The sequence below is a fragment of the Reichenbachiella ulvae genome (assembly GCF_025833875.1).
Lineage (GTDB): Bacteria > Bacteroidota > Bacteroidia > Cytophagales > Cyclobacteriaceae > Reichenbachiella > Reichenbachiella ulvae.
The window spans coordinates 1,151,357-1,176,343 of the sequence record NZ_JAOYOD010000001.1 but is presented as its reverse complement, the minus strand read 5'-3'; the positions used below and the strand labels follow the sequence as shown (position 1 = coordinate 1,176,343).

16 protein-coding genes are annotated in these 24,987 nt (G+C 40.7%); 4 read left to right on the top strand and 12 right to left on the bottom strand.

Annotated elements, in window-relative coordinates:
* Positions 1-3: 3 nt before the first annotated feature.
* The gene (locus tag N7U62_RS04590; RefSeq protein WP_264136708.1) at positions 4-3,348 is read right to left on the bottom strand and encodes a transglutaminase family protein; all 3,345 of its coding nucleotides are present in this window, start codon (positions 3,346-3,348) and stop codon (positions 4-6) included.
* A 246-nt stretch (positions 3,349-3,594) separates the two neighbouring features.
* On the opposite strand from N7U62_RS04590, the gene cdd reads away from it, so the two are divergent.
* From cdd to N7U62_RS04575, 3 genes are all read left to right on the top strand, one after another.
* Positions 3,595-4,008: a cytidine deaminase gene (cdd, locus tag N7U62_RS04585; RefSeq protein ID WP_264136707.1), complete on the top strand. Its 414-nt coding sequence runs from the start codon at positions 3,595-3,597 to the stop codon at positions 4,006-4,008.
* A gap of 112 nt (positions 4,009-4,120) precedes the next feature.
* Positions 4,121-7,972, top strand: coding sequence for a two-component regulator propeller domain-containing protein (locus N7U62_RS04580; protein ID WP_264136706.1), 3,852 nt, complete (start codon positions 4,121-4,123; stop codon positions 7,970-7,972).
* Between the two features lie 205 nt (positions 7,973-8,177).
* Positions 8,178-8,693, top strand: a complete 516-nt coding sequence (locus N7U62_RS04575; protein WP_264136705.1) for a hypothetical protein — start codon at positions 8,178-8,180, stop codon at positions 8,691-8,693.
* Between the two features lie 56 nt (positions 8,694-8,749).
* Here N7U62_RS04575 and N7U62_RS04570 read toward each other — a convergent pair whose 3' ends face one another.
* The 11 genes from N7U62_RS04570 to N7U62_RS04520 form a co-directional block, all read right to left on the bottom strand.
* Positions 8,750-9,385, bottom strand: coding sequence for a YceI family protein (locus N7U62_RS04570; RefSeq protein WP_264136704.1), 636 nt, complete (start codon positions 9,383-9,385; stop codon positions 8,750-8,752).
* Between the two features lie 97 nt (positions 9,386-9,482).
* On the bottom strand, positions 9,483-10,646 hold the full coding sequence (locus N7U62_RS04565; protein WP_264136703.1) for an exo-alpha-sialidase: 1,164 nt from the start codon (positions 10,644-10,646) through the stop codon (positions 9,483-9,485).
* 41 nt (positions 10,647-10,687) lie between these two features.
* Entirely contained in the window at positions 10,688-11,626 is a 939-nt protein-coding gene (locus tag N7U62_RS04560; RefSeq protein WP_264136702.1) for a mechanosensitive ion channel family protein, read from the bottom strand.
* Between the two features lie 2 nt (positions 11,627-11,628).
* Complete coding sequence (locus N7U62_RS04555; RefSeq protein ID WP_264136701.1) at positions 11,629-14,571, bottom strand: MarR family transcriptional regulator; 2,943 nt, start codon at positions 14,569-14,571, stop codon at positions 11,629-11,631.
* 98 nt (positions 14,572-14,669) lie between these two features.
* Positions 14,670-15,680, bottom strand: a complete 1,011-nt coding sequence (locus N7U62_RS04550) for a sensor histidine kinase (protein ID WP_264136700.1) — start codon at positions 15,678-15,680, stop codon at positions 14,670-14,672.
* Positions 15,681-16,135: 455 nt separating this feature from the next.
* The gene (locus N7U62_RS04545; protein ID WP_264136699.1) at positions 16,136-17,152 is read right to left on the bottom strand and encodes a transglutaminase domain-containing protein; all 1,017 of its coding nucleotides are present in this window, start codon (positions 17,150-17,152) and stop codon (positions 16,136-16,138) included.
* A complete protein-coding gene (locus N7U62_RS04540) occupies positions 17,146-17,850 on the bottom strand; it encodes a carboxypeptidase-like regulatory domain-containing protein (protein ID WP_264136698.1) in 705 nt (234 codons plus the stop codon). The genes N7U62_RS04545 and N7U62_RS04540 overlap by 7 nt, the downstream gene beginning before the upstream one ends.
* A 104-nt stretch (positions 17,851-17,954) precedes the next feature.
* Entirely contained in the window at positions 17,955-20,408 is a 2,454-nt protein-coding gene (locus N7U62_RS04535) for a TonB-dependent receptor (protein ID WP_264136697.1), read from the bottom strand.
* The gene (locus N7U62_RS04530; protein WP_264136696.1) at positions 20,389-21,759 is read right to left on the bottom strand and encodes an HTTM domain-containing protein; all 1,371 of its coding nucleotides are present in this window, start codon (positions 21,757-21,759) and stop codon (positions 20,389-20,391) included. Before N7U62_RS04530 ends, N7U62_RS04535 begins: the two co-directional genes overlap by 20 nt.
* Entirely contained in the window at positions 21,749-22,852 is a 1,104-nt protein-coding gene (locus tag N7U62_RS04525; RefSeq protein ID WP_264136695.1) for an imelysin family protein, read from the bottom strand. The genes N7U62_RS04530 and N7U62_RS04525 overlap by 11 nt, the downstream gene beginning before the upstream one ends.
* A gap of 73 nt (positions 22,853-22,925) precedes the next feature.
* Positions 22,926-24,125: a DUF4856 domain-containing protein gene (locus tag N7U62_RS04520; RefSeq protein ID WP_264136694.1), complete on the bottom strand. Its 1,200-nt coding sequence runs from the start codon at positions 24,123-24,125 to the stop codon at positions 22,926-22,928.
* 205 nt (positions 24,126-24,330) lie between these two features.
* Between N7U62_RS04520 and N7U62_RS04515 the strand changes: the two genes are divergently transcribed.
* Entirely contained in the window at positions 24,331-24,987 is a 657-nt protein-coding gene (locus N7U62_RS04515) for a metal-dependent transcriptional regulator (protein ID WP_264136693.1), read from the top strand.

Below are 24,987 nucleotides of genomic sequence, written 5' to 3'. Positions count from 1 at the left end.
AGCTTATTGTTTGGCTTTATATCTTCTTAAGTCCATTGTGTGAGGAAAATCTGGATTAAATACTTCACCCGTCGAAGTGTAGTTCGTCATGATGTTCACCTTGGTTACAAATCGCCCTACAGTCTGCTTAGCCACCACGGTCGGTTCCACCAAATTGATCGAATGACCAAAGTCAAAGAACCTAGAAATTCTGCGAGATTCAGCCTCGTAGCTATTGACTGGAAAAGTATCATAGTTTCTGCCACCAGGATGCGCCACGTGGTATTTACATGCCGCTACGGATTTCTTCGTCCAGGTATCATATAGGTCGATGGTCAAAGGCGTATCTACCCCTATCGTCGGATGCAAGGCCGAAGGTGGCTGCCAGGCACGGTATCTTATCCCCGTGACATATTCGCCCTGTACACCTGTGTTCTTCATGGGTATGCGGATACCATTGCACAGCAGATGATACCTCGAGTCAGTCAATCCAGTCACCTTCACTTGCAGCCTTTCCAGAGATGAATCTACAAAACGAGCTGTCCCTGAGTTAGATATCTCTTCTCCCAGTACATGCCACGGCTCGATGGCCATTTTCAATTCTATATGAATATCATCCACTTGCAGTTCTCCAAGGAAAGGAAACCTGAAACTAAAGAAAGGATCGAACCAGGCCATATCAAAGGCATAGCCAGCATTTTGGAGATCATTGACCACCTCCGTCAGGTCTTTGTAGCAATAGTGAGGCAAGAGGAATTTGTCGTGTAGGGAAGTGCCCCAGCGCACCAGATTGTGGTCATAGGGCTGCTTCCAAAACCAGCTGAGTAGAGCACGAATCAAAAGCATCTGCACCATACTCATACGATAGTGTGGTGGCATATCAAAGCCCCGAAATTCTAAAATCCCCAGCCTGCCCGTCGTGCTGTCCGGTGAATAAAGCTTGTCGATACAAAACTCCGCTCTATGCGTATTGCCCGTAATATCCACCAGTAGATTTCTGAAAATGCGATCCACCAGGTAGTAAGGCACTTCATCCTCCTTCAGGTTAGGGATTTGCTGAAATGCTAACTCTAGCTCATAGAGCATCTCATCTCTCCCCTCGTCTACCCTCGGTGCCTGACTGGTAGGCCCGATGAACTGCGATGAAAACAGATAAGACAAGGACGGGTGATGCTGCCAGTAGGTGATAAAACTCTTGAGGACATCCGGTCTGCGCAGCAAAGGGCTATCAGCAGGTTTGATCCCACCAAGCGTCACATGATTGCCCCCGCCTGTACCGGTATGCCTTCCATCCAGATTGAATTTCTCTGTCGTTAGGCGCGATTCTCTTGCACTTTCGTAGAGCGTATCGTAGTTGGACAGCAACTCCTTCCATGAGGTAGAGGGCTGTATATTCACTTCAATCACTCCTGGATCAGGTGTGATGTTAAACTTCTGAATTCTATTGTCCGAAGGGGGATCATAACCTTCGATTAAAACGGAGAGCCCCAGCTTTTCTGCAACACGTTCTACCGCCCCAGCCAGATCCAGATAGTGCTCCAGATGCTTCAATGGAGGGAAAAACACAAAGAGCTTGCCCTGTCTTATTTCGACCATAAAACTGGTCTTAAAGATTTCGTCTGTGTTGTTATAGGCCCCTTTCTGATCGTGAAAAGAATGGGTCTCATGAATCTGCGGCAGATCCTCCGTTTCAGCAAATGGATCCTTCTCAAAATCCTGCTTTTCCTTGTCCTCGTCCAGGTACTGAATGGAGTCCAATGGCAATCGAAGACCTGCTGGCGAATTTCCAGGTACCAGAAACAAATCCTTTCTTCGGAAGGACCATTTACAACTTTGCCAGCTTTGGTCTGATTCGTCCCAACTCAGGGGAAGTGAAAAACCCACCGGTTTGTCCAGGCCTTCATTAAGCAGCTCAGCCAATTTCTGTCTTTCCAGTGACGACTTTAGGTCCTTCTTCAAAGGATCTACATTGACAGGCACTTTGCTTTCCTCCCAGATGAAATAAAAGGGATCTTCATATGCCGGAAGAATGTTACCGGGATCTAGATTCAGTTCATCTGCCAGTGCATAGGTGAAATCCCTGGCCTCCTTGTCTCCATATCCATAGTCCTTGGACAAATCAGCCATCAATTGGTCGTTTTGCCAGATAGGATGGCCATCAAGACGCCAGTAGCACGCCAGTTTCCACCTGGGTAGAGGTTCACCGGGATACCACTTGCCCTGACCATATTGTATCAAAGCTCCTGTACCGAACTTATCCTTGATCTTATGAAAGAGCACATTGGCCAATTTGCGCTTGTGCTCACCATCTGCATCAGAGTTCCACTCAGGTGCATCCGGATTATCAATTGCCACGAAGGTAGGCTCTCCTCCCATCGTCAATCTCACATCATTGGCTTCCAGATCAGCATCTACCTGATCTCCGACCGCTACTATCTGCTCCCACTGTTCATCAGAATAGGGCTTGGTTACCCGTGGCTTTTCATGGATACGCGTTACTTTATTCTCAAAATCAAAGGTCACTTTCGCCGGTTCCGCAAAACCGGATATCGGAGCAGCACTCTGCGAATCAGGCGTACATGCCAAAGGGATGTGCCCTTCACCAGCAAACAAACCAGAGGTAGCATCCAAACCTATCCAACCCGCACCAGGGATATAGACCTCAGTCCAGGCATGCAGATCCGTAAAATCTTCTTCAGTGCCTGATGGCCCATCCAGAGACTTTTCATCTGCTTTCAGCTGGATCAGATAACCCGACGCAAAACGAGCCGCCATGCCCATATGCCGCAGCACCTGCACAAACAGCCAGGCAAAATCACGACAAGATCCGGAGCACTTCTCCAATGTTTCTTTACAGGACTGCACGCCAGGCTCCATTCGGATGTTGTATTTCAGATGGGCATTGATCATTTGATTAATCGCCACCAGCCAGTCAATGATGCTAATGTCCTTGGTTATCCTGGTTTTAGCCTGCTCTACCATTTCCATCAGCAAAGGGTCATTTTCCGTGAGCTCCAGATAGGGCAAAAGCTGTCTCTTGAGGTTTTCCTCATAGGTGAAAGGGAATTTTTCCGCATACTCCTCTATGAAGAAATCGAATGGGTTGATGACTACCATATCTGCAATCACCTCTACATCCACTTCGAAGTGATCCACCTTATCCGGGAATACCACTCGGGCCAAATAGTTGCCAAACGGATCCTGCTGCCAATTGATGAAATGGTTTTCGGGCTTGATATTCAATGAATAGCCTTTGATAAAAGTCCTGGAATGAGGTGCAGGCCGCAGGCGAATCACCTGTGGGCTTAGTTCAATGTGACGATCATAAGAATACTTGGTGTAATGTCGGACAGCTACTTTGATGGACATAAAAAGATAGATTAAGATTGTTTTCCTCTTTCACAAATCTATTCAATAATCATGCTCCCCAATCACCATTATGTCATCTAGTTAATTGCTATTTAGCACGTTTTGCCAATAGTGTACAGATTGTCCGCCAGCATTAGCAGAATATCATTTTCCAATTGATTCTCAGAGCTAAAACTGTCATATTCTAAAGGATTGTCGAAAATTGTTTGAGGCGAATCGATCAAATCCTTTATCTTGTCTTTCCTCATGAAAATAAACCAGGACATATCACAGTTGATTGAAAGAGCCAAAGAGGCTTCAAAAAACTCCTATTCTCCCTATAGCAAATTCAAAGTAGGCGCTGCTTTAATCAATGATAAAGGACAGATCTACTCAGGATGCAATGTCGAAAACCTATCTTTCCCTGCAGGAATATGCGCGGAACAAACGGCCATTTGCAAAGCAGTAAGCGAAGCAGGCCCTGATTTAAAAATCAATATTTTGGTGGTCTTTACCCCCACTGATGATTTAACCACCCCTTGTGGACTTTGTCGTCAGGTCATCAACGAATTTGCCACTCCAGCCACACGAATTATTTGTGTGTGCAACTCGAATACACAATTAGATACCACATTTGACCAGCTATTTCCATTGAGTCCAACTATCAAAGGTTTGAAATAGTCTTGTTGATTTATTTCAAGTGTATTGATGAATTAATCGTACGATCCCTTTCAATTGTACTGCTTCATTGATTAACTTTTACAATAGTATTTAACTACTCATCCACCTAAGCATGATTAATCGACCTATTCATCTGCTACTTTTAGTAGCCCTAATTTGGCTGTCTTTTACTTCCTACAGTCAGTCTACCTCAGATAACTCACTTGAATTTCATCAATTAAACCAAGGGCTATCCCACAACCGAATCATCAGTCTGGTTCAGGATCAAAATGGTTTTATTTGGGCTGGCACCTTCAGTGGCCTCAACAAATATGACGGCATATCCTTTCGTACTTATGAGTCTGATCGGCAGGACAGTACTAGTCTTCCTGCCAATAGGATCAGCCAGATCTTAACAGATCACAATAATGATATCTGGGTGGCAACATATGGTGGTGGTTTAGCCAAATACAATAGGAACAACGATGGTTTTGAAAGTTGGAAAACAGAAGATGGGTTATACGACAATGTCCTTTTGTCAATTATCGAAGATGGCCATAACCAGTTGTGGATAGGATCTAATAAAGGGCTATGCGTCATGGATAGCACGAGATCTAAAATCAGCAAAATAGAAATGCCTGCTTTTACAGAGGCAAACAATTCCATAGTCAGTTTGTGCCTGAGCGCAGATGGTAATTTGCTCATTGGTTCCAGGGATGCTTTAATGCTTTACAACATCAAACAGAAAGAATTCTCAAAACTGACTGACATCAACGATCAGCCCATTGACATTCGGAATATCGATCATTTATTTCTGGATCATCAAAAACGCATTTGGGTAGCTACAAGTGGAAATGGTCTTTTCCGTCTATCTCCAAAAGGTTCAAAATACAATCGAAAACATTATCTATCGACAGAATCTCCCATTTCCTTGGGGAATAATCGTGTAAAACGTATCTATCAAGACAGTAAGGATCGGATATGGATTGGGACAGAAAATGGTGGTTTGAATCTTTATATGGAGAACCAGGACCGATTCAAAAGATTCCTGCGAGATAATGATGACCCCTATTCAGTTAGTAGCAATTCTATTTGGGAAATCATGGAGGACAATCAAGGAAGGTTATGGGTCGGAACATTCAACCAGGGCATTAACCTTTATGATCCCTACCGAAGAAAATTTGCTCATATGACCCAAAAAAGTGGCGGAAATGGAGGCTTGTTAAACAACTCGGTAACTTCCTTCATTAGTATAGACAAGAAGCAACACTGGGTAGGCTCTGATGGAGGTGGAATCATGATCTGGGATGAAGACAAAGCCGGAAATGAATATTTTCTTAACGACCCCAATGATGAAAACAGCCTTGCCAGCAACTCTGTACTCAGTCTTTTTCAGGATAGCGAAGGAACCATATGGGTGGGTGCCTGGGCAGGCGGTCTTTGTCAATACCGTCCAGAATCTAAAGACTTCATTAGATATATGCATGACCCTAATGATCCCTACAGTATAGGTAGCAATAATGTATTTGATATTGTAGAAGATCAGGAGGGGTATATCTGGGTAACCTCCTTTGAATATGGAGTCAGTCGATTGGATCGTCGCACTGGACAGTTCCTCAACATTAAAGGAGAGGAAGGAAATGACCAGACACTTTCCAACGTTCATATCACCAATCTGGCGACTGATTCAAAAGGAAATATCTGGGTGGGCAGTGAATTAGGACTAAACAAGATTAGCAAAGATGCTTCAGGCAATTACCAGATAAATCACTACAACAGTAAGGCAAAAGATTCTCAATCTCTCAGTTCTGATTTGGTCTTTTGTGTTTTTGAAGATAGAAATAGCAATATATGGGTAGGAACTTCGGCAGGTTTGAACCTATATATATCAGATGAGGAGGGCTTTCAATCCATTGGAAAAGAGGATGGATTTGCCAATGAAGCTATCAAGGACATCATACAAGATGATACTGGGGGATATTGGATCACGACCAACAAAGGAGCCTCCTATATGACCAAAAATGAAGATGAGATCACAATCAGAAACTTTGATGTTGCAGATGGTCTGCAGGGAGATGGCTTTAATCGCAATGCAGCCTATCGCAATCCATATGGCCAGATCTTTTTAGGGGGAACCAATGGCTTCAACTATTTTCAAGAAGACGCCATCAAATACAATCCTAACCCGCCCCGAATCATCTTCACCAATTTTATGCTATCTGGTAAGGACGTAAAAATAGGAACAAAGCATTCCCCACTTCCTCAACATATCAGTCAGTTGGATGAAATCACCCTTCAACCCTCACAGACAGTATTTGCCATTGAGTTTATAGGGTTAAGCCTGACCCATTCTTATAAAAATAGATATAAGTATAAATTGGAAGGCTTTGAGGAGGACTGGAACAAGATAGAACAACTACAACCCATCACCTACACCAACCTGGATCCAGGAGACTATACATTTTTGGTAATGGCCTCCAACAATGATGGCGTTTGGAATGAAGAAGCAACAGCTATGACGTTTCATATTTTACCTGCCTGGTATGAAACACTCTGGTTTAGAATTGGAGCTGTTTTGGTAGTTTTTATGGTAGGTCTCTATGTCTATTATAGAAGAGAAAAACAATTCAAAGAGAATGAAAACCTGCTCAATCAAGAAGTTAAAAAAGCCACAGAAGAAATTAACCTTCAAAATACAAGGCTGATGAGTCAGCAAGACAATTTACAAAAGGTAGTGTTAGACACCAATATGGTCATTAAGGAGGCGGTTGAATCAGGTAATTTTGGAGCTAGGATCGATATGTCTGGCAAGGAAGGTGAATGGAGAGAATTGGGCGAATCCATCAATCGATTATTCGAGGCAGTAGTTCACCCTTTCAACCAAATCAATTTCATTGTTTCCAAGTTGTCAGAAGGGGATTTGACACAGAGATATACTGAAAAAGCCAGAGGAGATATCGAGGAGTTATCTGCTAATTTGAATAAAGGCATGGATGATTTATCCGCCTTACTACAGGTTTGTGTTGACAAAATCAATTTCATCGGGAGTGCTTCTAATGACATGCTGCTTTCCACCAAGGAAATCAATCAAAGCAGTGCTGAAATAGCCAATGCCATATCTGAAATCAGTCATGGTGCCAACCAGCAACAGAACAGAATAGATGATGCCTCCAACATGCTCGAAAACATCAAAAGCACTTCTGAACGAATCAAAGAAAAGGCAATATTGATTAATCAGAATGCAGAAGAAGGAGTAGAAAGTAGTGAAAATGGTATTAAGGACGTTCAGTTTCTTGATCAATCAATGAAACAAATCATAGAACTATCCAATGAAACCACTGATTCAATAGAAGACCTTACCACTCGATCCAAAGAGATATCTTCTGTCATTAAGATCATCAAAGAAATAGCCTCACAGACCAATCTACTTGCATTGAATGCGGCCATAGAAGCAGCCCAGGCGGGAGAAGCTGGAAGGGGATTTTCTGTGGTAGCCGAGGAAATTCGAAAACTTGCAGAAGACTCAGGTAAATCTGCCAAAAACATTGAAGAGTTGATTACAGGCATTCAAAACACCACTAGTTCTACAGCAGGCCTTGTCAATTCAATGGGACATAAAATTCAAGAGGGAGAAAAAGCCTCTCATCAATCTTTGAGTGCATTCAATAATATTTCCAGGTCCTATCAAAGTACACTGATGTTGTCTCAAGAGATCGAAGAAAGAATCATATCTCAAGATCTGGACCTGTCTAACATCCTTGAGGTCATGCGAAATGTAGTCGTAATTGCAGAGCAAACAGCAGCTGGAACTGAACAAATTGCCAGCTCAGCCAACGAGCTGTCATCTGGAATGACCAACTATACCAACAAGAGCCAGGAAGTACTAGACATTGTGAAAGACCTGTATGAGCGAATCAAAATATTTAAACTTGGATCAAAGGAGGTGGCTCAAGAATCACAAAATCGTGTACTTATGGATAATTAAGTCATTCAACCCTAGTTAAATCGTCATGTGCGTCTCAAATTCTAAATTGAAACGATTGAACATGCTAAATTTGACAAGACAGTATAGTAAGTTCGTAAGAGTTAAATTTACTGATTAAGAAAAGAAACTTCGTCTAGGGGGCTTAATTTGCATCCCATAATATCACTTATATTAGACGGAATTTTAGAACCCAACTTTACATATTTTGAGTGCAACTGAATATCTAACATTTCTCCCTTTGCTTTTTTATGGTATTGCCCTATCTGAGCTTTTGAACAAATGGAAACGCCTGTTTTACATCAAAACGCTGTTCATCCCCTATGCTCTGTTTACCATTATGTTGACAGAAATTGCCCTTTACAATGTTTTTGTATTTCATGATTTGATAGAAGGATTGGAAAACATCCCCTACTTCAAATATCTGATTTACCTGCTACCTCCTTTTCTCTTTATGCTAGAAGTGTATGTTTTTACGCCGGATGATGAAACAGATACAGAATCATATTACAGGCAGCACATGCCCAAATTTCATACCTTGATGGGGCTTTTCATCTTATCTCATTTCCTATTTGAATTTGACGAACCTAGTTCTATGATTGGGTCCCGAATAATTTCATCAATATTGGTTATTGGGCTGGGCTGGACACGCAAACCCTGGACGGTATACATCCTCTTTGCTACATGGCTATTCGGCCTATTTTTCAAAATTGGAATTATATAAAACAAAAAAACCGGTACATCGTACCGGTTTCAATATTCTTAATTGCTCCTTCTCTATTAAGGCTTAGCCACAATCTCCAGGCTAATTTTAATATCGTCAGACAGCACCATGTCTTCCATGAAGTGCTCCCAGCTCACTTCATAATCCTGACGGTTGAATACCAAATCAGCTTTAGCAGAAAGACCTTCAGGTCCTACTTCTAATGAAGAGATAGTAGCAGTTTCTTCTTTAGTGATACCTCTTACTGTCAGGTCACCTACCAATTCAGATCCGTTATGTGATTTGATAACGAAAGTTGAAGTAGGATTTTCTTCTACTAGGAAGAAATCACCTGTTGAAAGGTGTGCAACCAAATCAGAAGCTCTTCTTCCGTCTTCATCTTTGTATGAAGCAGAATCCATTGGCTGAATAGTAGTCATGTCAATCACCACAGTAGCTCCTGTGATAGAGTCTCCTAATGTGCTAACGGTACCTTCTGCGATCTCGATTTCGCCATTGTGTCCATATACACCAGCTACCTCTCCTGACCAGGATACAGTAGAAGCCAATGTATCAACAGTATATGTAGCTGCAACAGCTGCCTCTGTTGATTCTTCTGTAGTTGTCTCTTCAGTGTTAGACTTTTTGCCACCGCATGATGCGATCAATACGGCCAAAGCCAGGGTAAATAGTATGGATACTTTTGTGTTCATAGTAGTTGTTTTTAGTTTAGTTCAAAGCTATAAAATAATTATCGGATAATCGATGTTGCAACATACGTTTCATAAAACATTGAGTTACAAACATTTTTTAAAACTCCATCAATTTACTCAAAGGAATTCTTGTGAATTCAACATCTTCCTTATTTGTGGCATAGGAAACATACAAATACCCTTCGAAGATCATGGATTTTGGATAATGATATCCCGGTCGTTTGGCTTTACCTTCTGTACGCAAGGCCTGCAAATCAGCCCCTCCTTTTCTCAAGACAAAAGCTTTATCAAATAGAATCCCGTCCTGACTCAATGATATGACCAATGGTATTCTTACTTTATTCTGTACAGGGTTTCCTGCCATATAGATAGAGCCGTTTGGGATATTACCAGCACTCTGTTTGGTCCTGGCATCAGGAAATGAAGTAGCTACCGGTTTTGTCCAGCTTTGACCCTTATCCTTACTGAAGGAAGCGAATTTCACGAAAGAGCTCTTTTGGTCCCTGAATATCATTACCAGCGTACTATCAGGTCTAATAAAGGTACTAGGCTCGATACAACGTGACACATCATCAATAGAAACATTCTCAAAATCAGCTTTCACCCAATCTGAAACACCCCTTGGATCATCCGTATAAATCGGATTTACAATTAGTCCCGGCTGAAAATGGGCTGCATTTACCAGCCTTCCGGATATCACCTCATGAGGATCCTGCTCAATTATGGCCTTCAAGGTGTCCCCATTCTGCATGGTGACTGCTCTGGGATCACTCCAATGGATCCCATCCTGACTACTGATATAGCGGGTATATCCACCACGTGGATGAGTAGATTCAGGCCATGTATTGATATATGCAATGAGCTCACCATTATGTACTCTCCAACCTCCAGGTGCTGTATACCCCTCTTCTATGCTTTCTGCTAACACCATGGGATCACTCCAGTGGACTCCATCTTTGCTTCTGCTGTAGGCGACCCAGCTATCCAGACCATCCTCACCTACGGCAGAACTCTGCCACTGGCAGTACAAATACCCCTGAAACCCAATCATCACAACATTGTTGCTGAATTTGTCAGTACTATCAGATGGAGAAAACACTGTGACCGTTTCCGCTCCCGTGACAATAGATAGACCTAAGTCCTGTGTCTGTTCTTGATTGAATAAATCATCAGTATGGGAAAGCAGTTTTTCCTGTGCCCAACAAGTAGATATTAAAACGAGTGAAAGAATAGAACTCAGAATAATACAAGAGTATTTCATGCGTATGATTAAGGAATTAAAGATTAATAAAACGAGTAAGGTTAAATGACCGATTGTATAATGCCTTTTTCTATCAGCTGGCGGACTACTGTTTCGGTCATCTCACTTTTGAATTTAAACTCATCTCTGATGTCCAACACATAGGCCTTCAATCGCATTTTGTAGAGCGATCGTCCCATCTTCATTTCATTAATAAAAATAACTGTAATGGGTTTATTCATGTAGATGTAGCGAGAAACTTGAGCAGCTTCGGTGGCAAGTTCCCTTACCATTACCGTATCGATATCGAGAGGCAAATAAACCTCAGCAACAACCTGACAATTGGGTTCTCCAGAGTTGGCATTAGAAACTGCCGTATTCATCACCTCGCTATTGGGGATGGAAACCAGACTATCATCCGGCGTTAGAATTCGAGTTGATCGTAAACCTATCTCTACTACTTCTCCATAGTGTCCCCCTACTTCTATCTTGTCTCCAGAATTAAAAGGTCGGTCGAAAAGGATCATGATACCACCAAAGATATTCTTGAGAATATCCTGAGAGGCAAAGCCCACCGCTACACCTATCGAAGCAGAAAATGCCAAAATAGTGGCCGCCGGAGGCTGAAACACCCCTGCCACTATAAATATAATGACGACTACCCATCCCAGAATCTTAACCACTGGGATCAAACTCTTGATGGTGATGCGATACTGAGTGCTTTTCTCAGCAAGTAGCTCAAGGACTCTCGAGGTAAAGCGAATACCAAAATACCCTACTAGCAGAATGACCAATGTCCAGAAGATCTCCGAAAAGGTCACTAGCTCGGATAAGTCCGGAGCATTATGAGCAATCGAAGGTCCTTTTTTTGCTACAGTATCAGCCACTATAGGTTTTGGGCTAAGTTGTAGGCTATCTACCGAAACTCTCGCTACTGTACTGTCTTGTGCCTGAACTAAAGCTGAAACAATTAGAAATATTATAACAAATAGATATCTCATAATCAGTGAATTAGATTTTTAGAGATCAATAGATTAATTACTCCACGATAAATCACCGGATTGATCATGAATATCTCCTCAGTCAATAGGACAATCCCATCTTCTCTCAAAGCGGACAATATCATGGCAATTTGCTGTTTGGTTTGCTTCATTACTAAGCATAACTGATTGATTTTTAACCCATCATGCATAATTAACGCATGCAATACATATACTTTTTCATTCGATAGAGATTTGAGGAAATTCAAGTTGGGTTTTTCAAATTTTCCTATGGTAATCTCATTGGCGTCCATGTCCCTGGTTGACAATAACCAGAAAAGCAGAGCCATACTCACATTGCTTTTTGCAAAACTGTTGAGTTCCTGAAAGTAATCTTCACTTAGTTTAAGCTGTTTTTCTTCAGGGCTCAATCGTTGAAATTTTTTATCATTAGCTAAGCTTTCATCTTCTTCGAAGGTGATCTTAAAACCACTGATGCAATTCCTTTTCCAAATCAAGTTTACGATTTGCTCCTTTTTCAAATCACTTAGCTTGATTTGATAACTGAAGTATTCATGAAATTGAATGCTCTTGCTCAGGTAATCCCAGGAGTAAATGGTAGAGGTTGACAACCAAAATATATGATGACCAGTTGCAGCTATCAAACTTCCCAGCGCTTCTAAAGCTTCGAACCCTCCCACTTTCCGCAAGTACGCATTTTGCACATCCTCCAAAATCATTATCCTTTTAGGGCCTTCTAGCAAGTGTTTTTGTAATTCTTCGAGACTCTGAAAACTACTTCCCAATAAACTAGAAAACTCAGCCAATAAGTCGATTGTTGAAAATTGATTACCAACGAACCTATGACGTGTGATCTTGTGGCTGAACTTAAGCTTCTTTTCAGCATAGTTAACAAAAGAGGTCAGACCTCCCCATTTTTCTCCTAAAACCACTGTAGCGGCATATCGGCCCATTTTCCAGTTTTCATAAGCCTTGCCCAGAGACTCCAACTCCTTCTCCCTCCCTTCAAATAGTTCCATATCTTCCAATGGTTCTATTTCATAGAGTCTTTGATAAATCGTCGGGAGTTTGTCAATGGCCTGCTGCGATTCGTGAAGAAAATCAGAGACCTGTTTGGTCAATTCTGGCTTACCAGCTGTGAGAATGAACTGCCCGCTTAGACGTTGAATCCTACTTTTAGACAGGTCATAATTTTTTTTGAGATACTGCCAGGTAGATTGGCCTCTTTCCAGCAATTGATCTTTTACCTGCTTTCTTACTTGCTTGGCTTGTTGAGCTGCCTTGGCTTTGGTGATTCTGAGCCTAAGTTCTTTGATATTTTCATTGGCCAAAAGGTCCATGATGCCACGGACAAAATCATCCATGGCCGATTTTATCATCTCTATGTTTTCGGTCAACAATCGATTGATCCCTTCTTCGATCTCCTGAACCCTACCCTTGGCACGCTCGATCCCTTCGATTGCAATTTTGATTGCCTCTTCTTCTTCGGTTCCCTCTTCGATGGAGGAAAGTGCGGAGGTAAGGCTAAAAGTGATAATATGATCTATGTCTTGAGCCTGAACAGTCATTTGACTCAATGTGCTAAAGACCTGACTCTTCTGCTGTGCAATTTGTTTCTGAAAATTCACAAGAATCTCAAAAGTCACCAGCTCATGGATAGAGATCGAATAAAAATCCTCCTTATCCATTGGTTGATCATACTGTCCATTTTTAACAATGATATGTTCCTCCGACAGACCTTGAACATGCTGCACTACCTCTAGTTCTAGCTTGTTTAAAAGGTTAACTATAATCTGACTTGACAGCTTATCTACAAACTGCGGAACCAATACTTTATCAAGTTGCTTGGTAGTCTGATAATGTATGCGTTTAAGCTCCTTCTGTAGGTTATCCTTTGAGTTGATAGTCCCCTCTTCATCGATAAATGCACGAATATCATGAATTACCGGAAACAATTGTTGATTCACCTTTTCAGTCTGCGCCTGATTGAATTTTCCTAATTCTGAAAGCACAGAATGTTTGAGTGCATACAGATCCAAATCCGACCTCCAGTCCTCAAACAAGGCATAAAGTGCGTTTCTCCACTTTAAATCCCTCTGCTCCCATTCTTGTTGACTTTGAACTTTGAGCTTTTCTAGTTTTTGGGTGGATACAGCATTATCTGATAATTCAAGGGTGTCTATTTTGTCCCACTGGTCACAAAACATTTTGGACTTCTCCCCCAAAATTCTAGTTAACTCCTTCTTTAGTAATTGATCTGTTCTGGTATGAAAGGTATCAATGGCGGACACCACTTCTTCATAACTCCATTCATGTTCATGAGAAAATGATAGTGCTTTCTCCTGCCAATCTTTAGTCAACTCGTACTGCTGAATCAAAGCATGATAAAAACCATCTGATAATGAAATAAGATCTGAAGCTAACTTACTTTGATAGTGCTTCAATAACAAAGCCTGAGCAGGTACGATATGAGCCCAATAAGCTGGAGCTTTCTTGTTTTTCCTAAAGAGATTAGCTACCCGTATAGGGAGGGTAGTCAATGACCATATACCTGATTTAGTACCCTTGGCCATCTTGATTACCACAGAATCACCTTCTACCTTACTAAACCTCTCTGCAGCCTGTAGTTCTATGACCTCATCAGGTTGATCATCGATGTATTCCTTAATCCCTGAATGCAGAGACTCAAACTTTTCTTCAAAACGAACTTCCTCAGGAATCTCCCAAACTTTATCTAAAAGAGAATGAATTTTTTGATTGACTTCTGCTTGATAAGACTCCTTTTCATGGACTCTAAATTGCGACAATTCATTCGCAACAGCCACGATCGCTTTCATATGTTGAGTCTGATCTTCTAATTCCTGTTGCCACTCTTTTAGAAACAATTGTCGAATCAGTTCCTCAATGGGTAATGGTATATCTTCTTTTCTAATCTTGATATTCATTGGTTTGCTCAGGTTGAACTATACACAACCATAGGGTGTAAAATAGCTGATTCCATTACGAACTCAAAGGCGGATAGTTGGTCTTTAATAGTAATTTATTAGTTCGCCCGAATCGGCAGTTTGATGATGACATCTGTTCCTTTTTCCAATTGGGATATTACATTAATACTTCCCTCATGATCTTTGATAATGTTATAACTTATGGTTAAGCCCAATCCGGTTCCCTGACCAGGATCTTTTGTCGTAAAGAATGGATCCATGATTCGAGTCATTATTTGATCCTCTATACCCTTACCATTGTCAGTAATTTTTATCACGGCTTCATCCTTTTCTGTAGCAGTGCACAAGGTTATTTCGCCCTCGTTTTCAATGGCATGAATAGAATTTGACAATAAATTGATAAACACCTGATGGAGCTTTCCTACATTGCCTTTAACGATAATGGGGGATTCTGAATACTGACGATTAATTACAATTTGTCTCTTGAACTGATTAGACAGAATCAACAAACAGTTTTCAAGGATATTATGAATGTCACAAGTCTCATCCATTGATGAATTAGTCCGATTGAATTGGTTGAGGCTCTTCACAATAGCTGTTGCACGATCAAGACCGGTTTTCAGCCCCTGCATTAATAGGTCCACATCCTTACTATTGTTTTCTTCCCTGGTCTCCAGGTATTTCTTCAATCCTAGATAGGACCCATGGATAAAGTTCAGTGGATTGTTGATTTCATGCGATACACCAGCTGTTAAAGTACCCAATGAGGCCATTTTTTCAGTCTCAATCAACTTGGCTTGAGACTCCTTTAATTGTACCATGGTTTTGGTCAATTCCTGATTGGCGTGAGTCAACTCCAGAGTCCTTTCTTCTACCAATGATTCCAATTTGTTTTTATAATCCTGCAATTCGATAAAGGCTTTGTGTTTGGTCTTGATCAAATGAATCAACACTTCGTATAAATAGCCAATCCCAAAAATGATGATTGTAACCAATGAACCAAACCCAACTATCAATGTCACCCAGGAAATGGGATTTTGACCGTATAAGTTAAGGTCCACATCTGTTGTTAACCAACCCTCAGAATAGCCCATTGCCATTATGGACATTAACACTAGAAAAACTACACCATAAATGGCTGTAACAATCCTATTTGATATGACTGAAAGTATTACGAATGAAATCAAAGCATATGCATACCCCCCACCGATACCAAAATGATACACGCCAAATAGCCCTATGAATAAATAAAAACAACCTAAAAAATGGGTTTTGGCTAGATGGGACATTTTATTTCTGAGCAGAAATATTGTTAACAACAATACATATAGAAATGTATGTGCAAAGTATATATTGTTCCACCCTATACTAAACCATCGTATCAAACTAGACAGGTAAGCAATTGAAACAAAGGTCAATGTGATGATCAATACTTTATTGATCACCCTATTTTTAATTAATGAGAGTTCATCTTGGGATGTCATGTTTGTCAGATTGAAATCAAAAGATAAATATTATTGCAAATTAGACCATGCACACTTATCATTTTGATCTTATAATATATCTAATCAACAGTTAATTGATAAGTCATCAGAAACTCATTTCCGTGCTTTAGATGAATAATATATTTTCCTTTACTCAATGGGCATTTACTTTCATATAATCCATCTTCATCTAGTTCAAACTCACTGAATGATTGTATAAATTTTCCTGAATAAGACAGGATATCTAGTTTCAGTTTTTCATTCCCCAACTTTTCCAACGCTGAAAATATGATAGTTAGTGACTCTTCCTTTTTGATATTAAGATCGAAAACCTGTGGCATTTGGGGTTCTACACCATAAGCAATGGCTGAATAGTATAACAATGGGGCATTCAGAAAGTAATCTAAACTCTTAGGTTCGTCTACTAAAAGCCACATTGGATCTAATGGGTAGTGATTCTGGTTAAAAATCTCTGACTTGGTAAGAAAATATGCCTCCGTGAAATTTTTCTGAAAGCCCTTGGTATTATCATTGACCTGACCACTGGACCATGTGGCATCACAAAGAAACCATTCTCCATCCAACAGCACTGCATTCCAGCTATGGTTGACGTACCCGGACCCACCGATATTGGCAGCCGCACTTCTACCATATCCATCTATGATTTCGCATCTAATACCTGCATGATAGGCCAATTCTTTAATCAGATAGGCATACCCAGTACATACAGTACTCCTCTTTTTCACTAAGGATTGAATGACCTTAGGTTTGAATTTCTTGTTCCATTCAATTAGAGCTACTGTATCACCGGCATACTTTTCCCTCATTCTTTTGTTTCGAGCATAAAGTGAATAATCATTGGATATATTATCGCAAACCCACCGAAATATCGCTCTAAACTTTTCTTGATCTGTAGAAAGTCCTATTGTTAAATGATCCGCAAGCAACTTTAAGTTTTGAATGCTGTGACCATGTAGAGCCAAAGCCAAACTATCTGCTTTGGAATAATCAGTGCTCTGGGCAAGGCTAAACTGTGGAAGAAAAGTCGAATACCCCAGCACACAAATCATTATCCATAATGGCAATCCCTTTACCATGGTGTCAAAGCATTCCAAATGCGTTTGTACCAGGGAGTACTGGCTTGGTAGCCTCCGACCACTACTACTTCACCCATTATATCATATTCCATCATGACTAGCATTACCTCCAAACTTTCCAGCATGTTTTCTTTGATCTTCACTTCCTTATGTTCAAAACCGATAAAACTAAATACCAACACCTCTCCCACCTGAACTGAACGAGGAAATTCGAATGCCCCATCGATATCCGTCACAGTCCCAATGCTATCGCCTTTGATATAAACACTCGCTCCAGGAAGTGGCTCGTTGTCTTCATCGACTACAGTTCCTCTTAAAGTATGCCCTTGTAACATGGGCTTTTCAGATAGGGAAAAAGATGTGTCTTGCTGTTCCATTTGAACCTTCTTGTAGATTTTAGCTTCAGCATCCTGTTGTCCTAGAAGCAATAGACTAAGAAGGCCAGCAGGAATCCACGACCATTTAGAATTATGGGTTGAAGACAGGTTGTAGTCTCTCAGTTGGTGAGAAAGAAATCGACCACAGCCAGAGGATTGCCCCGATCGAAAGTAAGCTTTGATTTCATCATCAGTCATGACAGTAAAGTCTATGACGTTAGTCTGACAGCTAGAACAATACCCACCTATTTCTGTTTTGTCAAAGTTGCTCCATTTTTCCTGACAAGGTTTTGGAACTGATAAATTGATTTGATTCTTCATCGTGTTTTTACTTTGAGATGTTGGATTCAACTCAATTCCATAAAACAACACAACATTTTTTTGATATCAATGACGAAGGACCATTTAATCTGAGGAACCTGATTCTAGATTTGAATTCCTAGAGTAAAATAGAAGCTCCTTCCATCCGAGGGGATAATACCAGGACCAGGATACCCTGTAGCTCGCCGAGTAAAATAGTTATTGTTCGTGAGGTTATTTACACCCGTCTCGAAACGCATGAATTTGAGCTTATAACTCAGCGAAAAATCCATGATATGATAAGCAGGAATCTCCCCGATCACTCCCGAACGAATGTCATTACTATCTTCTACGGTGGAGTTTTGTGCATCGGTAAACTGTTGACTCAAATAACTGAATTGCACACTAGCCCTCAAGTTTTTATATCCTCCATTAAGGCCTGTTTTCAAATTCACCAGAGGGATGAACTCTACCTGATTGCCCTTTACATTGTTATTATCCTCAACAGCAGAAATGTATTGTGAATAGGTAAATGCGTCGTTCACAAACCACGTAAGATGTGTCTGATTGCGATCCAGTCCGAATATCTCCGCCAGATTCAGCTCTACCAGCATCTCTACTCCATAAATCAACGCATTGCCGATGTTGGTTCTGACACGATTGGCCCTATCATCCAAAATAATTCCAATGCGGTCTTTGTACATCAATGAATACACCCCTATATCATAGGACATGATATCTTTCCATCGACCTCTAAAACCTACATCTGCCGTATAGCCACTTTCATCCTGAATCAATGAATCAACCTGAAAAGTAGGGCTCACCGTTCTGATATCACTAAAAGTAACTGAACGGTAATTCTGAGAAACGTTGGCATACAGCTCCAGATCAGACCTAAACTCCTGACTCAGTCCCAGTCCTAACAATACAAAGTTTCGCTTAAGGTCCTGCTGATCCTGGATGTATTCATCGCTAGTGGCTACATAGTAGGAACCATCCGATTGCGTATTGATGTGTTCGAAACGAATCCCTGGTGTGATTGACAATTTATCATTCACAAATAGGACGTTCTCTCCAAAGAAGGCCAGGTTTCTATTAGGGAATTTATAGATCGACTGGCTACTGTAATCTGGATAGTTGTCAAGATCAAAACGAAAATCTGCATCTTTTTCGTTCGTACCAGGTCCTTGTCTGGATCTATTATTGGCATGGTAATACTTCGAACCAATCAAAAACACCGATTTTCTCCCCAACCATTCATATCTATGCAGCAATCTGGCCTCTGCACCCCAATTCTCAAATTGACCCTTGATCAAATCTCGTGTAAATACGTATTCTCCTTGTTCGTCTATATAATCATCCTCGCTCACGGGATTGAAAACTGAAGGGTCTGAGCCTCTGTACCCTACTGCATCTCTGGATGCGTTCAGTCCAAATAGAGAAAGACTCCAATCTGTCTGATCTCCTATCTTTTGCTCCCACCTTAGGTTAAACAGATTCCAATTAACAGAAAACCAATTGCGCTCCCTATTACTAAACATAGGGTCTGATTCAAATTGTTCATCAGTCAATCCGCCTGCCTGCTGCGCTAGATAGTTCAAATAGGTATAATCAAAACTGAACTTGGTCTTGTCACTGAGTTGATAATTGAAGTTCCCAAAATAATTAAAGGATTGAAAACCCGAATTCGGTCTATAACCCTCTCCTTGTTTGTAATTGACATAGGTATAGTAACTGAATTTACCTATGGTACCGCTGAGACTGTTGAAACTGGTAAACAAGCCAAAAGATCCGACAGTCTGTCTCGAATTGAGCAAGAGACGCCTATCACTCTCAGGCTTTTTCATTTTGAAATTGATGAGGCCACCAAACTGTGTACCGTACTGCAAAGACGCTGCCCCTCTGATCACTTCTATTTCTTCCAACCCTTCTATAGGCGGTGTATAGTAGCTTTCCGGATAACCCAGGACATCAGCACTGATATCATAGCCATTTTGTCTGGTATTGAAATTTGCTGTACGATTAGGGTCTAATCCCCTACCGCCAATGCTCAATTGAAGCCCTCCATCATTGCTTTCATAGATATTTAGCCCAACTACTTGTGCATATACTTGTCTGGCATTGTTAGCAGCACGATTGCCTACCATATTGTCAAGAAGAACAACTTCAGTCTTTTTCCCTGCATATATGGCAGTACCTTCTACTGGTTGTAATCGCTTGAGCCCGAAAATCTCTTCCTTTTTCTGATTGATAACTACCTCTGAGAGCTCTTGAGACAGTTCTTCCATGTTGAAGTTCACTTCGGTATCACCATCTACCCCAACAGGAACCGTAAGTGTCTGATATTGGTAGGAGAAAATAACCAATGTGTAATGGCCCTTCTTCAGACCTTTGAATTCGAAAAAGCCATTAGTATCTGTAGATTGAAATTGTCCATTTTCCTTGAGGATAACCTGCGCATCGCCAATTGACTTTCCGGTGATTTGATCTTTGACCTGACCACTCAATCGATATTGAGCAAATAGGCTATGTCCAACCAGCAACAAGAAAATAAAACTACTACAAACCTTTAATCTCATCCTCAAATGGTAGTATCCAGGTCTTGTGCCCGAATGACTCTTTTTCTTTTGTTAGATCCACACTGGGATCGATATACCTCTTGCTAATTCGCCCATTGAGAGCGACAAAGCTATCTACATATACTTCCACCTCGGCCCATCCTTCTCCTTCGTAGTGCTCTTTCAAAAAGTGAGCATAAGTCAGAATAAAATCCGGTTGTGTGGCCATTTGCTTCTCCTGAAAAGAAGTCAGAAAGACTGTGTTGTCTACATAAAGCCATTTGTTGGATTGTCCATCGACTACTTTGAAAGTTGCCTTACCGGACTTTTCCATCAACATCACCCTCCAAGAAAAAGGATAGCCTTCTTCCGTCCAAAAAAGCTCCCCTGGATACAACAGGTATCTAAATGGGATTAGCAATTGCAGCGCAAAGAAAAGCAATATCAACTTTAATTTAGACTGATTAAAAAGAGATTGTTCATGAAGCTGATATTTATCATTGAAAAACACCTTTGGATCCAATTTAAAAAAGCTCAGGAATGAGTTGATGATCTTGATATGTAGAGATGAATCAAAAAATATCAATGAACTGGCTATCATGATATATGGAAACATACCAATGGGAAACAAAGCGCCAGTAATCATATGAAAGCCCACGATCATCATAAACCCCAACACACGAGTGCGTCTGTTGATCATCAAAAAAGGGATCATCAAATCATAAATAGCACCTGCCCAACTGAATACATATAGAAACCAGCTCTGCTGAAACAATTCTCCTAATAAGGGAAAGTCATAATGATAAGGCAACCAAATTTTTAGAGGCATGGCATGAAACAACCAATCAGAATTCAGTTTGGCCAGTCCAGCATAGAAATACACGATTCCTAACATCAACTTTACCGCATCGATAGTCCATCGAGGTATGAATTGAAAAGCCTTTTTAGGATCTAGCCAGGCATCAAGGGAAAATGTAGCATGGACAGGCAAAAAAATCATTAGAAAGCTCACCAGACTAATGAAATAGTAGTGATTGAGATAGGTCGTTTTATCCATCAACTCTATGTAAGTGAAGGATAGAAAGAATAAAATAATCGATAGCCGATACTTATAGCCCAGAGCCACAGATAGCGACGAAAGCCCGCATAGCAAGAAAATCATATAGGTCCAGCCAGACAGTGGCCTTACCCATTCGAAACCGAAATAAGGAAAGAAAAACTGGGGTTGAACATAAAGCTGATCGATCCAGCCCATGGCCCCAAAACGAATGATGCTGGCCAACATCATCAGTCCGAATAAAACACGAAAGACCGCTAGTGGAGCGGCCTCTGTATGTTCTGTACCATATCGTCTTAGACGATCAGTCACCATCGTTGTCCATATAGTCGACCGCAATACTCATTGCAGAAAGCATATCAACTTTCATAAACACTACATTGCGTTGCAATTCCTGATAGGTTTCAAGCATTAAGGTATTGTCTAATACAACTTGCTCAGAGAAATTATCCGAAAGAGCGGAAGACTTTTGTTCAGCCAAATCAAATTGCTCATTAATCAACTCCTCCAGAGCTTCCGTTTCTTTAATCGTATTGAGATACTTTAAATAACTAAACAAACTCTCACCGGAACCAGTTTGGTCAAAATATTCACCATTAAAAAAAGCTTTGGATGCTTTGAGACTTTCTAAAAACAAAGACTTAGCTATGTCGCTTTGATAGAAGCCTTCTACAGTATTTGGATCTTTCACTCCGGTAAAAACACCTGCTGGATCTCCAATTTTGGCTTTTCTGATATGGCCTTCGAAATAAGATATATAGTCATTCACCAGCTTATCAACTGCACTACTTTTACTTGATCCACTATTGGCGATAAAAGTTTCTCTATATCCTTGATTCCAATTATCAACTACCTGACTGGTAAGATTCAACAATCGATCCACCACATCAGACAAATACTGTACATATGAAGCTCCGCTGTCCCCCTGATATACGGCTAGAATGGCAGCATCATCAGCTCCTAATCCATTGATCAGGTAATCCAAAGCGGGAAAGCCTTGTTGGCTCATTCGGGTGGGCAATTCAAAATTGTATTCCCCGGAAGCTATTAAGTTTTCAATTTGGGCGGCATCAGCCGGAAATGTATTGGTGAAACCCAACAAATAAATAGATTCGGATTGGCCAATCTGGTACATTCCTACCCATTGCCAAGCCTTATATGCTTCTTTCCAACTGGTACGAAGGGTCTGCAGATTAACCTCACTTTGATCCGTTACAAACGCATCTTTTGCCTCGTCAAGCTTGGTTAATTCATCATAATAATGATTATAAGCTGGAATGATCAAATTGTCGGCCCAGTTGGTCAACATGGCCGTGCGATCAAAACCATCATTGGTATCATCACCATCATTGGTTTCACATCCAAAAATCAAAAAGGTTGATAGAACAAGAAGCAATCTATATTTCATACCGAATCGTTATAAAACGCAAAAATGAGGATAGCTTTTACTCTATCCTCATCCTTACTCAATTTTTTTCAATTTAGTTAGCGGCCTGCGACACTGTGAATCCAAATTCAGCAGCAATTTCTTCTGAAATGGAATCCAAAGTTTCTGTACTTACTTCCCAAAAACCATTTCCTTCTAAAAGCTGAGTAATCCAGTCTTCCACCTTGCTAGCCTCAAAATAAGGCGCATCTGTACCTGGCTTTCTGGTAAATTGTAAGCTATTAATGAAGCCCAATCCTTCGGACAACTCATGGAAGGCAGCACCCATACTCTGTGCTTCCAAAGCAGCCTTACCACCTTGCAAATAATGTACAGCTCTAACTGCAATCACCAAGGAAATTTTTTCTCTAAGGATTTCAGCTTGCTCGTCTCTGATGTCATATTCTCCCGCTACAATCGCTGCACGCCCTAGAATAAAAGCTTCAAAAACATCATCAGCAATTCCTGCAAAATCAGAGTCTCCATCTACGCTTGCCAGGTATTTATTTAGGAAGCTATCATCACCTAAGGTAGCAAGTGGGTTAGCTGCATCCTGAGATGCTCCGAAGAGATAACCATAACCTTCGTCCCAGTAGTGCTCCATAGTGGTATATGACTTTCCTTCAATAACAGTACCTGCATCATTGTCTGACACATTCGTACCCGCATCCAGTTTTGCAGGGCTCAGATAGTTATTTATTATTTGGTCAGCCATCAAGGCCCCAATCAAAGATTTAGCAAACATTTGGTTGTACTCCAAACCGTCACCATTGACATACCTTGCTGTAGTTCCATCGAAAATATAACCAGAGGTACCCGCTGCTGCTAAGGTTTCCCAGTTTGGATACACTTCTTCTACTTGAGAACTAATATAGCCGTCCATTAGAGATTGGAAAGCGGCTTTTGCGACTGCATCGTTAGCATAGAAATCAATAGAAGCGGCCGTTTTGCTCTTTACACTTTTGTCCGATGCATTGAGATCAGGATCACTAAAATCATCAGCACCCTCAACATGAGCAAACATAGATTGGATTGATTCTGCAGTTAAAGTATTGTCTTTCATAGCAGCTACAATTTCTTCTGCCATGGCGATTCGCGTACTTTGTCCTCCAAAAGAAACAGTGCTCACTCCTTCTCTGGTAAAACTATAGCTAGTTGGTACATCTATATTATTTGTTTTCTCTTCTTCTGAACATGAAGCTAGCAAACCAATAGTAGCTAAAGCCAAAGTCCAAGTCTTCCAGTTTTTGATCATTTGTATGTCGATGTTTTATTCAGACTAATTTTAAATAAGCTGCAAAACTATTCATATTGAGTATTGAGGCAAGTCTTATTTAGAATAATTACAGATACCACTAACAATTCACTACAAGTAGTGATATAAGTCATTTAAGAAAATTGAAAATATTTTTAGATGAGCCTAAACAAATATTACATTTGCATCGAAACAACAGATATCCATGCTTAGTTACGCAGAAGAAAATTATTTGAAGGCGATCTACCATTTATCCGAGTCAGGTAAAAAATCGGTGAGTACCAACGCTATATCCGAAGTACTCAAAACCAAACCTGCCTCGGTCAGTGATATGATCAAAAAGCTCAGCGACAAAGGTTATGTATCTTACAAAAAGTATAAAGGAGTGAATGTCTCCATCAAAGGTGAAAAATCTGCTTTGCTTGTGATTAGAAAGCACCGTCTATGGGAGGTTTTTTTGGTGGACAAATTGGGCTTCAATTGGGATGAAGTGCATGAAATAGCTGAACAATTGGAGCACATTAAATCCCCTACTCTGGTAACTAAACTGGACAAATTTTTAGGCTATCCTAGAATAGATCCACATGGTGACCCCATTCCAGACGAGAATGGTCAGATCATAAATAAAAGTAAGGTACCTTTAGTCGAAGTTGCATTAGAAAAACAAGTGATAGTCACCGGTGTAGAAAGTTCTGAATCCGAATTCTTGGCCCACTTAGACAAAATCAATATTTCTTTAGGCTCCAAATTGACTATTAAAGACATCAATTCATTTGACGGATCTATGCAGTTAGACATAGTCGGTCACCCAACCATTTTCATCTCAAAACAAGTAGCAGAAAACCTGCTCGTCACAGAATAA

Bases quoted from the DNA above. Each gene is read 5' to 3' on its own strand.
- N7U62_RS04590 (WP_264136708.1), bottom strand. From the start codon at position 3,348: ATGTCCATCAAAGTAGCTGTCCGACATTACACCAAGTATTCTTATGAT.
- cdd (WP_264136707.1), top strand. From the start codon at position 3,595: ATGAAAATAAACCAGGACATATCACAGTTGATTGAAAGAGCCAAAGAG.
- N7U62_RS04580 (WP_264136706.1), top strand. From the start codon at position 4,121: ATGATTAATCGACCTATTCATCTGCTACTTTTAGTAGCCCTAATTTGG.
- N7U62_RS04570 (WP_264136704.1), bottom strand. From the start codon at position 9,385: ATGAACACAAAAGTATCCATACTATTTACCCTGGCTTTGGCCGTATTG.
- N7U62_RS04565 (WP_264136703.1), bottom strand. From the start codon at position 10,646: ATGAAATACTCTTGTATTATTCTGAGTTCTATTCTTTCACTCGTTTTA.
- N7U62_RS04560 (WP_264136702.1), bottom strand. From the start codon at position 11,626: ATGAGATATCTATTTGTTATAATATTTCTAATTGTTTCAGCTTTAGTT.
- N7U62_RS04555 (WP_264136701.1), bottom strand. From the start codon at position 14,571: ATGAATATCAAGATTAGAAAAGAAGATATACCATTACCCATTGAGGAA.
- N7U62_RS04550 (WP_264136700.1), bottom strand. From the start codon at position 15,680: ATGTCCATAATGGCAATGGGCTATTCTGAGGGTTGGTTAACAACAGAT.
- N7U62_RS04545 (WP_264136699.1), bottom strand. From the start codon at position 17,152: ATGGTAAAGGGATTGCCATTATGGATAATGATTTGTGTGCTGGGGTAT.
- N7U62_RS04540 (WP_264136698.1), bottom strand. From the start codon at position 17,850: ATGAAGAATCAAATCAATTTATCAGTTCCAAAACCTTGTCAGGAAAAA.
- N7U62_RS04535 (WP_264136697.1), bottom strand. From the start codon at position 20,408: ATGAGATTAAAGGTTTGTAGTAGTTTTATTTTCTTGTTGCTGGTTGGA.
- N7U62_RS04530 (WP_264136696.1), bottom strand. From the start codon at position 21,759: ATGGTGACTGATCGTCTAAGACGATATGGTACAGAACATACAGAGGCC.
- N7U62_RS04525 (WP_264136695.1), bottom strand. From the start codon at position 22,852: ATGAAATATAGATTGCTTCTTGTTCTATCAACCTTTTTGATTTTTGGA.
- N7U62_RS04520 (WP_264136694.1), bottom strand. From the start codon at position 24,125: ATGATCAAAAACTGGAAGACTTGGACTTTGGCTTTAGCTACTATTGGT.
- N7U62_RS04515 (WP_264136693.1), top strand. From the start codon at position 24,331: ATGCTTAGTTACGCAGAAGAAAATTATTTGAAGGCGATCTACCATTTA.